At 69.0% G+C, this 15718-nt stretch carries 13 protein-coding genes; 11 read left to right on the top strand and 2 right to left on the bottom strand.

The annotated features are described in order from the left end of the window. The first annotated feature begins 46 nt into the window (after window positions 1-46). The 11 genes from AB4Z55_RS17275 to proB all read left to right on the top strand — a co-directional run bounded on the left by AB4Z55_RS17275 (window position 47) and on the right by proB (window position 14125). On the top strand, window positions 47-694 hold the full coding sequence (locus AB4Z55_RS17275) for a molybdenum cofactor guanylyltransferase (protein ID WP_369520163.1): 648 nt from the start codon (window positions 47-49) through the stop codon (window positions 692-694). Between the two features lie 95 nt (window positions 695-789). Continuing rightward, window positions 790-3453: a valine--tRNA ligase gene (locus AB4Z55_RS17270; RefSeq protein ID WP_369521030.1), complete on the top strand. Its 2664-nt coding sequence runs from the start codon at window positions 790-792 to the stop codon at window positions 3451-3453. Continuing rightward, the gene (locus AB4Z55_RS17265; protein WP_369520162.1) at window positions 3450-4982 is read left to right on the top strand and encodes a folylpolyglutamate synthase/dihydrofolate synthase family protein; all 1533 of its coding nucleotides are present in this window, start codon (window positions 3450-3452) and stop codon (window positions 4980-4982) included. The genes AB4Z55_RS17270 and AB4Z55_RS17265 overlap by 4 nt, the downstream gene beginning before the upstream one ends. Next, window positions 4979-5371: a DUF4233 domain-containing protein gene (locus tag AB4Z55_RS17260; protein ID WP_369520161.1), complete on the top strand. Its 393-nt coding sequence runs from the start codon at window positions 4979-4981 to the stop codon at window positions 5369-5371. The genes AB4Z55_RS17265 and AB4Z55_RS17260 overlap by 4 nt, the downstream gene beginning before the upstream one ends. Window positions 5372-5590: 219 nt before the next feature. Beyond that, entirely contained in the window at window positions 5591-6052 is a 462-nt protein-coding gene (locus AB4Z55_RS17255) for a hypothetical protein (RefSeq protein ID WP_369520160.1), read from the top strand. A 38-nt stretch (window positions 6053-6090) separates the two neighbouring features. After that, window positions 6091-6507 (top strand): nucleoside-diphosphate kinase, encoded by a 417-nt coding sequence (gene ndk, locus AB4Z55_RS17250; RefSeq protein WP_064571050.1) that lies wholly within the window; start codon window positions 6091-6093, stop codon window positions 6505-6507. Window positions 6508-6933: 426 nt separating this feature from the next. Beyond that, on the top strand, window positions 6934-10515 hold the full coding sequence (locus tag AB4Z55_RS17245; protein WP_369520159.1) for a translation initiation factor IF-2 N-terminal domain-containing protein: 3582 nt from the start codon (window positions 6934-6936) through the stop codon (window positions 10513-10515). Between the two features lie 283 nt (window positions 10516-10798). Further along, on the top strand, window positions 10799-11110 hold the full coding sequence (gene rplU / locus AB4Z55_RS17240; RefSeq protein WP_004019625.1) for a 50S ribosomal protein L21: 312 nt from the start codon (window positions 10799-10801) through the stop codon (window positions 11108-11110). A gap of 38 nt (window positions 11111-11148) precedes the next feature. Further along, window positions 11149-11412, top strand: coding sequence for a 50S ribosomal protein L27 (gene rpmA / locus AB4Z55_RS17235; protein ID WP_004019626.1), 264 nt, complete (start codon window positions 11149-11151; stop codon window positions 11410-11412). 95 nt (window positions 11413-11507) lie between these two features. Beyond that, window positions 11508-12977: a GTPase ObgE gene (gene obgE / locus AB4Z55_RS17230; protein ID WP_239402735.1), complete on the top strand. Its 1470-nt coding sequence runs from the start codon at window positions 11508-11510 to the stop codon at window positions 12975-12977. Continuing rightward, window positions 12974-14125 carry a glutamate 5-kinase gene (gene proB, locus AB4Z55_RS17225; protein ID WP_248645254.1) on the top strand — a complete coding sequence of 384 codons (1152 nt, stop codon included), beginning with the start codon at window positions 12974-12976 and terminating at the stop codon, window positions 14123-14125. The genes obgE and proB overlap by 4 nt, the downstream gene beginning before the upstream one ends. A gap of 15 nt (window positions 14126-14140) precedes the next feature. On the opposite strand, the gene AB4Z55_RS17220 is transcribed toward proB, so the two are convergent. Then, a complete protein-coding gene (locus AB4Z55_RS17220; RefSeq protein ID WP_369520158.1) occupies window positions 14141-15019 on the bottom strand; it encodes a Sir2 family NAD-dependent protein deacetylase in 879 nt (292 codons plus the stop codon). A gap of 21 nt (window positions 15020-15040) precedes the next feature. Next, on the bottom strand, window positions 15041-15676 hold the full coding sequence (locus tag AB4Z55_RS17215) for a helix-turn-helix domain-containing protein (protein ID WP_354559736.1): 636 nt from the start codon (window positions 15674-15676) through the stop codon (window positions 15041-15043). Window positions 15677-15718: the final 42 nt, after the last annotated feature.

The raw sequence follows: 15718 nt of genomic DNA, 5'->3' as shown, positions 1-15718 counted from the left end.
GTCCATCTTGCCCCGCCCGTGCGCCAGATCGCGCACACTGGGCACTGTGACTCAACACACGGAATCGGACACATCGGTGATCGCCGCCCTGGTGCTCGCGGGCGGACGCTCGCGGCGTATGGGCAGTGACAAGGCCGCACTGGACTGGGACGGCGAACCGATGCTCGCCCGGGTGGTGCGCGTGGTGTCGCAACGGTGCGATCCGGTGCTGGTCGTCGCGGGTGAGACATCCGCCGCATTCCGCGGCGTCGACGACATCCGGGATCGCGCGGCGCCGGGTATCGATGCGTCGAAGGTGCGCTGGGTGACCGACGAGCAGGAGGGGACGGGCCCGCTCGGGGGTCTCGTCGCGGGTCTGTCCGCCGCTGCCGCCGCGGGCGCCGAGTATGCGTTCGTGTGTGCCACGGACATGCCGCTCATCGCCCCCGAGCTCATCGACGAATTGCGGCTGGGCGTGACCGGGTCGGCTCAGGCGGTCATCGCGCACGACGCGCAGCGGGATCATCCGATGGCGGGCATCTACCGCACGGACGCGGCCGGACTGATCGCCGACATCGTCGCGGGGGGCGAACGGCGGATGCTGGGGGCGATCGAGGCACTCACCACCCACCGTGTCGGAATCTCCGATCCGGACTGGCTCGTCAACGTCAACGCACCCGAGGACCTGCACAGGTTGCGCGTGTCGGCGGGCTAGCGGCGGGCGCGGTCACGCGGACGGGTCCCGGGCGAGGTCCGGCCCGGCGAAAACATAGAATAGCGCCCGTGACATCACCCGACCAGACATCCGCGTTGCCCGAGACAGCGTCGCCCCGGACTGCCGTACCCGAGACCGGGTTGCCCAAGTCCTGGGATCCCGCTGAGCACGAGGCGTCGCTTTACCAGGGCTGGGTGGACGCCGGGTACTTCACCGCGGACGCGGCGAGTGACAAGCCGCCGTTCTCCATAGTGATCCCGCCGCCGAATGTCAACGGCTCCCTGCACATGGGCCACGCCTACGAGCACGTCCTGATGGATGCGCTCTCGCGTCGTCGACGCATGCAGGGCTACGAGGTGCTGTGGCTGCCCGGCATGGACCATGCGGCCATCGCGATGCAGACGATGGTCGAGCGCAAGCTCGCCGCCGAGGGCAAGACGCGTGACGATCTCGGCCGGGAGGCGTTCATCGACCGCGTGTGGGCCGAGAAGGCCGAGATCAGCGGCAACATCGGTGAGCAGATGCGGCGGCTCGGCGACAGCGTCGACTGGTCGCGCGAACGCTTCACGATGGACGAGGGTCTGTCGCGGGCGGTGCACACCGTCTTCAAGAAGATGTTCGACGACGGGCTGATCTACCAGGCCGAACGTCTGGTCAACTGGTCGCCGGTCCTCAAGACCGCCGTCAGCGACATCGAGGTGAGTTACGCCGACGTGGAAGGCGAGCTCGTCAGCTTCCGTTATGGATCGCTCGACGACGCCGAACCCCACATCGTCGTCGCGACGACCCGGTTGGAGACGATGCTCGGCGACACCGCGATCGCGGTTCATCCCGACGACGAGCGTTATGCCCACCTGGTCGGTACCGAGCTGCCGCATCCGTTCGTCGACCGGATGATCCCGATCGTCGCCGACGACTATGTGGACCCCGAATTCGGCAGTGGCGCAGTGAAGATCACTCCTGCGCACGACCCCAACGACTTCGCGCTCGGGCAGCGGCACAACCTCCCGATGCCGACGATCATGGATGAGTCGGCCCGGATCGCCGACACCGGAACCGAATTCGACGGCATGGACCGGTTCGAGGCGCGCGTCAAGGTGCGTGAGGCGCTGGCCGAACAGTGGCGCATCGTCAAGGAGGTGCGTCCGTACCTGCACAGCGTCGGCCACTCCGAGCGCACCGGTGAGCCGATCGAACCGCGGCTGTCGATGCAGTGGTGGGTCGCGGTCGCCACGCTGGCCGCAGCGGCCGGCGACGCGGTGCGCGACGGGTCGACGGTGATCCACCCGACGTCGATGGAGCCGCGCTGGTTCAGCTGGGTCGACGACATGCACGACTGGTGCATCTCGCGTCAGCTGTGGTGGGGTCACCGGATTCCGATCTGGTACGGACCCGACGGCGACGTGGTGTGCGTCGGACCCGACGAGCAGGCCCCCGAGGGTTATGTGCAGGAGACCGACGTCCTGGACACCTGGTTCTCCTCCGGGCTGTGGCCGTTCTCGACCATGGGCTGGCCCGACCAGACCGCGGATCTCGAGAAGTTCTATCCGACCTCGGTTCTCGTCACCGGGTACGACATCCTGTTCTTCTGGGTGGCCCGCATGATGATGTTCGGCACCTATGTCGGCAAGGATCTGGGGCCGGGCAACGAGATCCCGTTCCACAACCTGTTCCTGCACGGGCTGGTGCGCGACGAACACGGTCGCAAGATGTCGAAGTCCAAGGGCAACGGCATCGACCCGCTCGACTGGGTGGAGCGCTTCGGCGCCGACGCCCTGCGCTTCACGCTCGCCCGCGGTGCCAATCCCGGCTCGGACATCTCGGTCGGTGAGGACCACGCCCAGTCGTCGCGCAACTTCGCGACGAAGCTCTACAACGCCACCAAGTTCGCGCTGATGAACGGCGCGAAGCTCGGTGAACTGCCCGATGCCGAGGCGCTGACCGACGCCGACCGGTGGATTCTCGGCCGCCTGGACGAGGTGCTCGCCGAGATCGACGCCGGATTCGAGTCCTACGAGTTCTCCAAGGCCTGCGAGGCGCTCTACCACTTCGCGTGGGACGAGGTGTGTGACTGGTACCTCGAACTGGCGAAGGTGCAGATCGCCGAGAACGACGAGAAGCGTTCGGAGGCAACCGCTCTCGTTCTCGGCGCGGTCCTCGACCCGCTGCTGCGGGCGTTGTCGCCGGTGATGCCGTTCGTCACCGAGGTGCTCTGGAAGGCACTCACCGGGGGCGAATCGCTGGTGATCGCGCCGTGGCCGACCACCTCCGGACGTGACTGGTCGTCGGATTCGGCAGCCCGCGTGGACGATCTGCAACGGTTGATCACCGAGGTCCGGCGTTTTCGCAGCGACCAGGGTCTGCGTCCCGGCCAGCGCGTCGCCGTGCAATTCGACGGGCTCGGCGAAGCCGGGCTCGAACCGCTGCTGCCGTACGTGACCTCGTTGGCGCGCCTCGACCCGGCCGGCCCCGGTTTCGGTGCCACCGCGACCATCGAGGTCCGCCTCAGCGTCGCGACGGTGGTCGTCGCGATCGACACCTCGGGCACCGTCGACGTCGAAGCCGAACGCAAGCGGCTCACCAAGGACCTGGCGGTCGCCGAGAAGGAACTGTCGACGACGTCGGCGAAACTGGGCAACGAGCAGTTCTTGTCCAAGGCTCCCGACCACGTGGTCGCCAAGATCCGGGATCGTCAACGGATCGCGACCGAAGAGGTCGAACGGCTGAGCGCGAAGCTGGCGAGTCTGGCCGGCGCGTGAGCGACGACACCGGTTTTCCCGAAGAGGATCCCGCCGTCCTGGGAATGGATGCGGCGGGCGACCCCCTGGGTCTGTCCGCGATCCTGGGAGAGGACGAACCGGATCCGGATGCCGAGCCGGCTCGGTTGCGCGTCACCGACAGCGCCGACGATCTCGCCGAACTCGCCGAGGTCGAGGCCGAACTCGACACCCGGTGGCCCGAGACGAAGATCGAGCCGTCGCTGACCCGCATCGCCACGCTCATGGACCTGCTCGGTTCTCCGCAGCACGGGTACCCGGCGATCCACATCGCCGGGACGAACGGCAAGACATCGGTCACCCGCATGGTCGATGCCCTGCTGTCGGCGTTGCACCGGCGCACCGGACGGATCACGAGTCCGCACCTGCAACGCGTCACCGAGCGGATCTCGGTGGACGGCAAGCCCATTGCGGCCCGCACGTACATCGACACCTATCGGGAACTCGAGCCGTACATCACCATGGTCGACGATTCGTCGACCGCCGCGGGTGGGCCGCGGATGAGCAAGTTCGAGGTCTTGACCGCGATGGCGTACGCGGTGTTCGCCGAGGCGCCGGTCGACGTGGCCGTCGTCGAGACCGGTATGGGCGGACGCTGGGACGCGACCAACGTCATCGACGGCACGGTCTCGGTCATCACGCCGATCGCGATGGATCACGCGGACTATCTCGGCGACACCCTGACCGCGATCGCGGGGGAGAAGGCCGGAATCATCAAGGCTGCCGAACCCGATGCCGCCGGAACCGTCGACCCCGTCACGGTGATCGCCGAACAGAGCCCCGAGGTCATGGACGTGCTGCTGCGCGCGGCCGTCGACGCGGGCACCATCGTCGCCCGCCAGGGTTCGGAGTTCGCGGTCCTCGATGTGGGCATCGCGGTGGGCGGACAGATGCTGACCATCCAGGGGCTCGGCGGTGTCTACGACGAGATCTTCGTGCCGTTGCACGGCGCGCACCAGGCGGCGAACGCCGCGCTGGCCCTCGCGGCGGTGGAGGCGTTCTTCGGTGCGGGTGCCGATCGGCAACTCGACATCGATGCCGTCCGTGCGGGTTTCGCGACGGTCGACAACCCCGGGCGGCTCGAGCGGTTGCGCAGCGCGCCGACGGTGTTCGCCGACGCGGCACACAACCCGCACGGAGCGGCCGCACTGGCGCAGGCCCTGGCCGAGGAATTCGACTTCCGCCGTCTCGTCGGCGTGGTCGGCGTGCTCGGCGACAAAGACGCCCGCGGGGTCCTCGAGGCCCTGGAGCCGGTGCTCGACGCGGTCGTCGTCACCGACAACGGATCACCGCGCGCCCTCGACCCCGAGACGCTCGCGGAGTACGCGCGCGAGGTGTTCGGTGAGGACCGCGTCGTCGTCAAACCCTTCCTGCCCGACGCCGTCGAAGAGGCCATCGCCCTGGCCGAGGAAGCCGACGGGGAGCGTGTGTCGGGCGCGGGCGTGGTCATCACCGGGTCCGTCGTGACCGCAGGCGCCGCGCGAACCCTTTTCGGGAAGGAACCTTCATGACCACCCGGTACACCCCACCCACGAACGATCCGTGGAAGGGGCTGCGCGGCGTGATGGCCGGCACGATGATCCTCGAAGTGATCGTCATGATCCTGGCTTTCCCGATCGTGTGGCGCCTGGGCGATGGGCTGACCTGGTTGTCCGGTGGTTATCTCACGGTGGTCGTCATCGCGATGATCGTCGCCGCGGGGATGCAGGCCAGGCCGTATGCCATCAACCTCGACCTCGGCTTGCAGATCGTCGTGATCGCCGGCGGGGTCTTCCACTGGTCGATCGCGGTGGTGGGCGTCGTCTTCGGGTCGGTCTGGCTCTACATCCGCTACATCAAGGGCGATGTCGAGAAACGCGTCGAGCGCGGAATGCTGCCCGGCCAGGAACCGATCGACTAGCGGGAACGGTTCGGCACCGTCCGCATGGGCGCCTGACCAGCCGTGTTCGCGGTGCTCAGTACGGGCTTTGGTGGCCGCAAGAGCTGTGGCCGGACCGTTACCGCCGAACCGGGGCGGCCCGGCGGGTCGGCTGCAACAATGGCCCAAGCCGCGGGGGCGACAGGTCGTTCCTCGCAGCCTGTCGAACCACTTCCCGCTATACCCGATGTGAGGACATACGTGCAGTTCCAGCTCTCCCGGACCGTCATCTCCGACCGCACCCGCCGCTCCGCGTTGCCCGCGGTTCTGCTCGCCGCCGCGGCACTCGCGCTGACCGTCCCGGCGACGGCCGCCGCCGCGCCCGAGGACGAACAGGCCCCGCTCGCGATCGTGAACCTCACGGGTGCGCCGGAAGCCGGTGCGCCGGTTCCGGTCGGGCCGGGGGAGTACAGCTACGTCGCCACGCACGCGATCACCGAGCGTGCCGCGTCGATGAAGGCGCCCGAGGCGATCGCCGGCCTGCCGGTACCCACTCAGTACCGGCCCGCGAATCTCGGTCTGGCGCAACAGTTCGACCTCGCGTTGGCCGGGGCTCTCGCCTCACCGGGCGGTTGCATCCAGGTGGTCGTCGATCCGCGGTCCCGAACCGGCAGCCTGTTCAATTACGGTTTCTTCCCGGTCGCGGGTGAGTACTGCTCCTGACCGGTGCGGAAGCGTCACCGGTCGATAGGGTGTCAGTCGTGACTGAACGCACTCTCGTACTCATCAAGCCGGACGGCGTCGAACGCGGCCTCGTCGGCGACATCATCAGCCGTATCGAGCGCAAGGGACTGACCCTGGTGGCACTCGAGCTCAAGACCGCGGACGACGCGGTCGCCCGCGGGCACTACGCCGAGCACGAGGGAAAACCGTTCTATCCCTCGCTGCTCGAGTTCATCACCTCGGGTCCGCTGGTCGCGGCGGTCCTCGAGGGGGACCGCGCGGTGGCGGCGTTCCGGCAGATCGCCGGCGGCACCGATCCGGTGGAGAAGGCCGTGCCCGGAACCATCCGTGCCGACTTCGCCCTCAACACTCAGTACAACCTGGTCCACGGGTCCGATTCGCCCGAATCGGCGGAGCGTGAGATCGCGCTCTGGTTCCCCGGTCTCACGGGCTGAAACAGGTTCGTCAGCTCGACGCGCGCCGTCAAACGCTCATCCTTTGCGGTCATCCGACCGCGGTGTGGGATACTTGTGCAGTTATCGCCGACACACTTTGTCGACGGCAACCGGATGACGCGCCCTGGTTCCGGCGCGTCGCGGTGCGTCACCGACGCATCGCGACGCCACGGAACCGCAGCTGACCCCACCGAGTTCGCACTGCTGCCAGCAGCCGAACACTCAGGTTCTCCTGTGCCCGGTGGCGTGGAAGGCGTCCGGGGATGCGGTCATCGACACAGCAAGAGCGTCGTCGGGTGACCCGCAGATCGGGTCGTCGCAACGACGCGCAGACCACACAACACCGGTCCGATCAGGTCCGGGACACAGAGCAGACCCTCGCGTGGCCGCGTCAGCCCGACGCGCCCGGGGGTTCGAGGAGACTGAGTGACCGACAACGGGTCGCCGGCTGACGCGAACGCAGCGTCGGAATCGGCGGAGGAATTTCCCAGCAAACTTCGTGTGCACGCCCTGGCGCGCTTCTTGGGCCTGACGAGCCGACAGGTGCTGGCTCACCTGGCGAGCCTCGGTGTGCAGACTCGCAGCCCGCAGTCCAGCGTCGAACGCGACCTGGCGAAAGCCGTGGCCGACCGGGTGCGCGCCGGGGTCGACGAGACCGCGGCGACGCCGGCGCAGACCCCGCCGGCCGCAGACGGCCCGGCGGAGGCTCCGGCGGCGGAGTCCTCGCCGGCCCAGGCCGAAACAGCCGAGGCCCGATCTGGCCGGGCCGAATCAGCCCAGGTGGAAACAACCGAGACCGGTTCAGCCGCTCCGGTGCCGGTCGCGGTCGAGGAGACCGAGACCGAACCGATCCCGTCGCCGACGGAGACGTCGGCGGACGAGGCCGGCCCGACGCCGGCAGCGGAGGCCCCGACACTGTTCTCGGCGGCGTCGGCGCAGTACAACGCGCCGGTGGCGCCGTCAGCAGGCGAGGCCGAGCCATCTGCCGGCGTGCAACCGCTGTTCTTGCAGCCGCAGGCCCCGGCCGACAAGCCCCGCTCCGCCCGGTCCGGGCGCGCGAAGGCCAAGGCCGACGCGAATGCCCCTGCGCCGACCACCGGTGACGAGTCGGCCGGCGCCACGACCTCCGAGGCCCCGACCTCCCAAGCCGCGACAACCGAGGCAGAGACAACCGACGCCGCGACACCCGAGGCCGCGACACCCGAATCCGGGGCAGGCGGAGCGGCGGACCGGCCGGTGGTCGACGAGTCGAAGGCCGACGACGCCGGCGATTCGAACGCCACCGATTCGAATGCCGAAGACTCGAACGCCGAGGATTCGAACGCCGAGGATTCGAACGACGACGATTCTGCCGACGATTCGGGTTCGGGTCGGAGCCGCCGCCGTCGTCGTGGGCGTCGTGGTCGCGGACGCGGTCGAGGCGACCAGGGTGGAGACGGCGAGTCCGACTCCGACGAGTCGGATGCCGACGACTCCGCCGGTACCGACGCGTCGAGCGACGACGCGACCCGTGATTCCGACAGCACCGCCGGTGAGACGGACTCCGAGGACAGCTCGTCCGAGGACGAGTCGGCCGACGAGTCACGCTCGGATGAGGGCCGCCCGTCGGGGAAGCGCACACGGCGCCGCAGTCGCAGGTCGGGTTCGGACAAATCAGCCGACGCCGAGTCCGCCGGTGCATCGAGCGGCCGCGCCGACGAGGCCGGCGACGACGCCGACACCGGCGATGATGACGGTGACGACGCGTCCGGCGACGATGACAACGGCGATTCGTCGTCGACCCGCCGCCGGCGCCGGCGGCGCCGCCGCAAGGGCGGGGGCGAGGCCGACGAGGCGTCTCCCGACGATCCGCCGAACACGGTGGTGCACGAGCGTGAGCCGCGCAGCAAGCGGGCCCGCGACGAGGTGCAGGGCATCTCGGGCTCGACCCGCCTGGAGGCCAAGCGTCAGCGTCGTCGCGACGGCCGCGATGCCGGTCGCCGTCGGCCGCCGATCCTGACCGAGTCGGAGTTCCTCGCGCGCCGCGAAGCGGTCGACCGTGTCATGGTCGTCCGGGAACGCAGCGCCAACAGTCGCATCTCCGGCAACGACGGGCACGAACACGCCGCGGTCGAGGACTACACCCAGGTCGCGGTCCTCGAGGACGGCGTCCTCGTCGAACACTTCGTCACCACCGCGACGTCGTCGTCGATGGTCGGCAACATCTACCTCGGTCGGGTTCAGAACGTCCTGCCGGGCATGGAAGCCGCGTTCGTCGACATCGGCCGCGGACGCAACGGCGTGTTGTACGCGGGCGAGGTCAACTGGGACGCCGCCGGACTCGACGGCGGTTCGCGCAAGATCGAACAGGCACTCAAGCCGGGCGACAATGTCCTCGTCCAGGTCAGCAAGGACCCGGTCGGGCACAAGGGCGCTCGTCTGACCACCCAGATCTCCCTCGCCGGTCGCTACCTGGTGTATGTGCCCGGTGGTTCGTCGACCGGGATCAGCCGCAAGCTGCCCGACGTCGAACGCAAGCGTCTCAAGCAGATCCTGGCCAAACTCGTCCCCGACGAGGCCGGCGTCATCATCCGCACCGCCTCGGAGGGGGTCAGCGCCGAGGAACTCGGAGCCGACATCGCACGCCTCGAGTCGCAGTGGAAGACAATCGACGAGGCGGTCGCACAGGCCAAGAAGGGCGGGTCGTCGAACCCCAAACCGCTGTACGAGGAGCCCGATCTCCTGGTGCGAGTGGTCCGCGACCTGTTCAACGAGGACTTCAAGAAGCTCGTCGTCGAGGGCGACAAGGCCTGGAACCTGGTCGAGGGCTACGTCAGCTCGGTGGCGTCGGACCTGATGGAGCGTGTCGAGAAGTTCGACAAGCCGCACGCCGACGCGCCGGATTCGTTCGTGGTGCATCGCATCGACGAGCAGCTCGCGAAGGCGCTCGACCGCAAGGTGTGGCTGCCGTCCGGCGGCACGCTGATCATCGAGCACACCGAGGCGATGACCGTCGTCGACGTGAACACCGGCAAGTTCACCGGCTCGGGGGGCAACCTCGAGGAGACGGTGACGCGCAACAACCTCGAGGCCGCCGAGGAGATCGTGCGCCAGATGCGGCTGCGCGACATCGGCGGCATGATCATCGTCGACTTCATCGACATGGTCCTCGAGTCCAACCGGGATCTGGTGCTGCGCAGGCTCACCGAGGCCCTCGCCCGTGATCGCACCCGCCACCAGGTCTCCGAGGTGACCTCGCTCGGTCTCGTCCAGATGACCCGCAAGCGCCTGGGAACGGGTCTGCTCGAAGCCTTCTCGACCACCTGCACGGCGTGCAGCGGCCGGGGCATCATCGTGCACGCGAATCCCGTCGAGGTGAAGACCGAGGACTCCTCGCGGGGGGAGGGCTCGGGCTCGAAGCGGTCGCGTCGCGGCAAGAAGAAGGCCGACGCACAGCCGGAGGCCGCTCCGGCGGTCGCGCCGGCCCACAAGCCCGCCGAGCATCCGATGTTCCGGGCGATGGCCGCGCACTCCCACGACGACGAGCACGCCGAGGACAACGGCGGAGATCAGCCGGACCGTGACACGCCGCAAGGTTTCGGCGGGGACGCGGCACCGGGCGTCGACGCGCCGGCCGGGCAGCCGGTCACCGACGCCGAGTCGGACGCAGCTGCGGACAGCTCGACTCCGGCCGCCGACACCTCCGCGGAGCCGGTCGGGGCACAACCAGTCGAGGCGGAAGCGGACACGACCGAACGGGAAGCGCCGGAACCGGCGGCTGCCGGGACCGCCGCATCCGACGGTCAGGCGCAGGCGCGACGACGGCGTCGGGTCGTCCGTCGTCCGGCCCAGACGACCACGGCACCCGAGAACGTGGTGATGACCGCGGTGGACGTGGTCCCGGACACACCGCTGACGACCTCGGGGCCGGTCTCCTCCGGAACTCCGGAGACGGCGGTCGCGGTCCGGCGCCGACCGCGTAAACGCGGCGCCGGGCGTCCCGCGGGACCACCGCCGGCCGACGACTGAGGGGCGGTGGCCGGACGGTGACGGGCCGGCGTCGGGTGAGTTTGACCCGACCGCCGACATTCCCGTAACCTTGGAAAGTCGCCTCCCGCGGAGGGTCTGCGCTGTTCTGCCCGCTTCGGCACAGCAACGGTGCGAATCCCGTCGGCAGGCCCTCTGGTGCGAACCGCAGCTTCCCGGCCACGTGACTGGGTGCCCTGCGGCCCGCCCCGGCACGCACAACACAAACGCCCCAGGAGCGCCCGCGCCCCGAGGGTCCGAGTAGACGAGTAAGAGGAATACTTCGATGGCAACGTACGCGATCGTCAAGACCGGCGGAAAGCAGTACAAGGTCGCTGAGGGCGACACTGTGAAGGTCGAGAAGATCGACGGAGAGATCGGCAGCACGGTGAGTCTGCCGGTCGCGTTGGTCGTCGACGGGTCGAATCTGACCACCGATGCCGACAAGCTGGCCAAGATCTCGGTCACCGGCGAGGTCGTCGACCACGTCAAGGGCCCCAAGATCCGCATCCACAAGTTCAAGAACAAGACCGGCTACCACAAGCGCCAGGGTCACCGTCAGAAGCTGACGGTCCTCAAGGTCACCGGCATCAAGTAGTTCGACCCGCTTCGAGAAGACCTCAGGAGGACTGACACATGGCACACAAGAAGGGCGCGTCCAGCTCGCGCAACGGTCGCGATTCCAACGCCCAGCGACTCGGCGTGAAGCGCTTCGGCGGCCAGCAGGTGAGCGCAGGCGAGATCCTGGTCCGCCAGCGCGGCACCAAGTTCCACCCCGGCGTCAACGTGGGTCGCGGTGGCGACGACACCCTGTTCGCGCTGGCCGCGGGCGCGGTGGAGTTCGGCTCCAAGCGTGGCCGCAAGACGGTCAACATCGTCCCGGAAACCGCTTCGGTCTGACCTGAGCAACCGGCACGACACAGCTCTACACAGGGCGGGCAGGGTCATCGCGTACCCCGCCCGCCCTGTTCTTTTTTGACGGAAGAAGGATTTCGATGTCTCGGTTCGTCGACCGCGTGACCATTCACGTCGCCGCGGGGAACGGCGGCCACGGCTGCGCGTCGGTCCATCGCGAGAAGTTCAAGCCTCTCGGCGGACCGGACGGCGGCAACGGCGGCAACGGCGGCTCGGTGCGCCTCGTCGTCGACCCCCAGGTGCACACCCTGCTCGACTTCCACTTCCACCCGCACGCCAAGGCGTCGAACGGCAAGCCCGGGGCCGGCGACAACCGTGACGGTGCCACCGGAGGCGACCTCGTCCTCAAGGTGCCCGACGGCACGGTCGTCCTCGACGAGCGCGGCACGATCCTCGCCGACCTGGTCGGGGAGGGTGCGGTCTTCGAAGCCGCGCAGGGCGGTCGGGGCGGACTGGGGAATGCGGCGCTCGCGTCGAAGGCCCGCAAGGCCCCCGGCTTCGCCTTGCTGGGGGAGGAGGGCCAACAGCGTTCGCTCGTCCTCGAACTCAAGTCCGTGGCCGATGTCGGCCTCGTGGGGTTCCCCTCGGCGGGCAAGTCCTCGCTCGTGTCGGTGCTCTCGGCCGCGAAACCGAAGATCGCGGATTACCCCTTCACCACGCTCGTCCCGAACCTCGGGGTCGTGCAGACCGCCGGCGACGTCTTCACGATTGCCGACGTCCCCGGTCTGATCCCGGGCGCCTCGACCGGCCGCGGGCTCGGACTGGAGTTCCTCCGACACCTCGAGCGCTGCGCGGTGCTCGCGCACGTCGTCGATTGCGCCACACTGGAACCCGGGCGTGACCCGATCTCCGACATCGATGCGCTGGAGGCCGAGCTGGCCGCCTACGTCCCGGCACTCGACGACGATCACGGACTCGGCGACCTCGCCTCTCGCCCGCGTGTGGTGATCCTCAACAAGCTGGACGTACCCGACGCCGCCGAGCTCGCCGATCTGATCGAACCCGAACTGGCCGAACGCGGTTGGCCGGTGTTCCGGATCTCGGCGGTCGCCCACGAAGGTCTGCGCGAGCTCACCTTCGCACTGGCACGCATGGTGCGCGAGTACCGGGAGTCCCAGCCCGCCAAGGTCGCCCGGCGTGCGATCATCCGGCCCAAGGCCGTCGACGACACGGGCTTCACGATCGAGGCCGATCCCGACAACGAGGGCGGGTTCATCGTCCGCGGCGCACGCCCGGAACGCTGGATCGCGCAGACCCAGTTCGACAACGACGAGGCCGTGGGCTACCTGGCCGACCGGCTCAACCGTCTCGGCGTCGAAGACGAACTGGTGAAGCGGGGTGCGCAACCGGGTGCGCCCGTCACCATCGGTGCGGTCACGTTCGACTGGGAGCCGTCGACGCCCATGGGCGACGACGTCCCGATCACCGGCCGCGGCACCGACATCCGCCTCGACCGCTCCGATCGCGTGGGGGCCGCCGAACGCAAGCAGGCCCGACGCCTGCGGCGCGGCCTGCCGGACGAGGACGGCGGGGAGCGGGACCTCCCGTGACCGCCGGCTCCGTCGATCGGCTCCACGACGGATCGGTGCGCGACCGGATCGCCCACGCGCGCAGCGTGGTCGTGAAGATCGGGTCGTCGGCGCTGACAGACCTCACCGAGGGACTCGACCGCAACCGACTCGACGCCCTGGCCGACGCCCTCGAGGCCCGGATGCGGGCCGGGTCGGATGTGATCGTCGTGTCCTCGGGGGCCATCGGCGCCGGGATCGCACCCCTCGGCCTCAAGCGACGGCCCACTGATCTGGCCACCAAGCAGGCGGCGGCCAGCGTCGGGCAGCTGGCCCTCGCGCACGCGTGGGGTACCTCGTTCGCTCGGTACGGCCGCACGGTCGGTCAGGTCCTGCTCACCGCCGACGACATCTCCAACCGCAGTCATCACGCGAATGCGCAACGGACGCTTGACCGTCTGCGTTCGCTCGGCGCCGTCGCGGTGGTCAACGAGAACGACACCGTGGCCACCAACGAGATCCGCTTCGGCGACAACGACCGCCTCGCCGCGCTTGTCGCCCATCTGTCGGGAGCCGATGCACTCATCCTGCTCTCCGATGTCGACGGCCTGTACGACGGCGATCCGCGCAAGGTCGACGTCGACGGACGGCGTGCCCGGCTGATCCCGGAGGTCAACGGCCCCGAGGATCTCGACGGGGTGATCGCCGGATCCGGCGGCGCGCTGGGCACCGGCGGCATGGCGTCCAAGCTGGCCGCCGCACGGTTGTCGGCCGATGCCGGCGTGCCCGTGCTGCTGGCGGCCGCCTCGTCGGCGGCTCAGGCGCTGGCCGACGCCTCGGTGGGGACGGTGTTCGCCGCGCGACCCGAGCGACTGTCCGCCCGGCGCTTCTGGGTGCGTCATGCCGCCGACGCGCGGGGCCGGATCGCGCTCGACGACGGAGCGGTCGATGCGGTGTCGCGCAAACGGCGTTCCCTGCTCGCCGCGGGCATCGTCGGGGTGACGGGCAGGTTCTTCGAGGGCGACGTCGTCGAACTCGTCGACCGATACGACACCGTTCGGGCCAGGGGAGTCGCGGCCTACGGTGTCGACGACGTGACGTCGATGGTCGGTCGTTCCACGCGCGACCTCCCGCCCGAGCTGCAGCGTCCGGTGGTCCACGCGGACGATCTGGTGGTCGTCTCGCGCTGAGCTGTCGCTCGGATGTCAGAAGGTCGCCAGCGCCGGGAGAACGAAGCCGGCCTCGTGATCGATCTTCAGGGTCGAGATCTCATCGGCACGCGTCACTCCCCGGTTGACGATGATGAGCGGCTTGCCGGCGCGGTGTGCCCGCCGGGCGAACCGCAGACCGGACATGACGGTGAGTGACGATCCGACGACCACCAGGGCGTCGGCATCGTCGACCACCGAATATGACTCGTCCACAACGTCTTTGGCGACGGTCTCGCCGAAGTAGACGATGTCGGGCTTGAGGATGCCGCCACAGTTCGGGCAGTCGATCATCACGAAGTCCGACGTGTCCGACAGGGTGGCATCGGCATCGGGGGCGACCTCGATGGCCCCGCGCCCGCGGACCCGCCGGGCGAACTCGATGTTGACCTCCTCGAGGAGTTCGGCGAGGCGGTGCCGCGAGATCCGCCAGTCGCAGTCGAGGCAGCGGACTCGTCCGTAACACCCGTGCAGCTCGATGACCCCGCGTGTGCCGGCCTTGGTGTGCAGCATGTCGACGTTCTGCGTCAGGACCCGGGAGAGCCACCCGCGCTGCTGTAGCCCCGTCAGTGCGAGATGAGCGCGGTTGGGGACCGCGGCGTCCATGTGCCGCCAGCCGAGGTGATTGCGGGCCCAGTAGTGGCGGCGGAAGTCGGCGGAGGACAGGAACATCTCGAGGGTCATCGGCGTGCGCGGCGGCGACCCGGGGCTCCGGTAGTCGGGAATACCGGAATCGGTGGAGATGCCCGCTCCGGTGAGCACCGCGAAACGGCGCCCGGCGAGGATGTCGGCGGCCAGCGCGATCCGGTCCGCGACGTCGTCGTCGAGCGGGGTGTGCTCGGCCGGGGTGGAGCCGAGCTGGAGACGAGTACGCACTCTCGCCAGGATAGGCCGGTCTCAGATCTCCTCGATGCGGTCCGCCGTGGCCGTGGTCTGCGCGATGAACCACTGTTCCCATCGGGCCGCGGTCCAGCCGCGCTCCCGCGTGAGGCGGAGCCACAGGGTTCTCGAGGCGAGCATCCACATCGAGTCCACGGTGTGGTCGTCCGGCTCCCGGTCGAGGACGAGTGTGAGGGCAAAGCGGACCTCGTGCCAGCGGGTCTGCTCGCGTGCACTGCGAAGCGCCGCCGCGTCGCCGTCGGTGACCGCGGCTTCGTCGAGAACGTGCTGGATGGCCGCCGATCGGAGGTGCGCGTCGCGCAACCACGAGGCCGCCGCGCGAATGCGAGCGTGCCGGTCGCCGCGTCCCATGGCCTGGTAGTCGGCACTGTCGCGAACCGGGACGTCCTCGTCTCGTCGCAGGGCCGAGACGATGCAGGCGTCGAGCAGGTCGAGCTTGTTGTCGAACTGTCGGTAGACGGTCGGTCGGGTGAGTCCCGCGCGGGTCGCCACCCCCGACATCGTCGTCGCCACCCACCCGTCTTCGCAGAACATCTCGGTGGCGGTCTCGAGGACCAGGGCGCGGTTGTCGCGGGCTCGCTCCGCGCGAACTTCCGATGAGTAGGTCCTGGCCACGTCGACGAGTCTAGACATAATTGAAGATACACTGTGTAATGTGAATTAAAGGGTGGTCCG

Origin of the sequence: Gordonia sp. ABKF26, assembly GCF_041103195.1 — a bacterium.
In the GTDB taxonomy this organism is placed as follows: domain Bacteria; phylum Actinomycetota; class Actinomycetes; order Mycobacteriales; family Mycobacteriaceae; genus Gordonia; species Gordonia terrae.
This window is presented reverse-complemented; position numbering and strand designations above follow the sequence as displayed.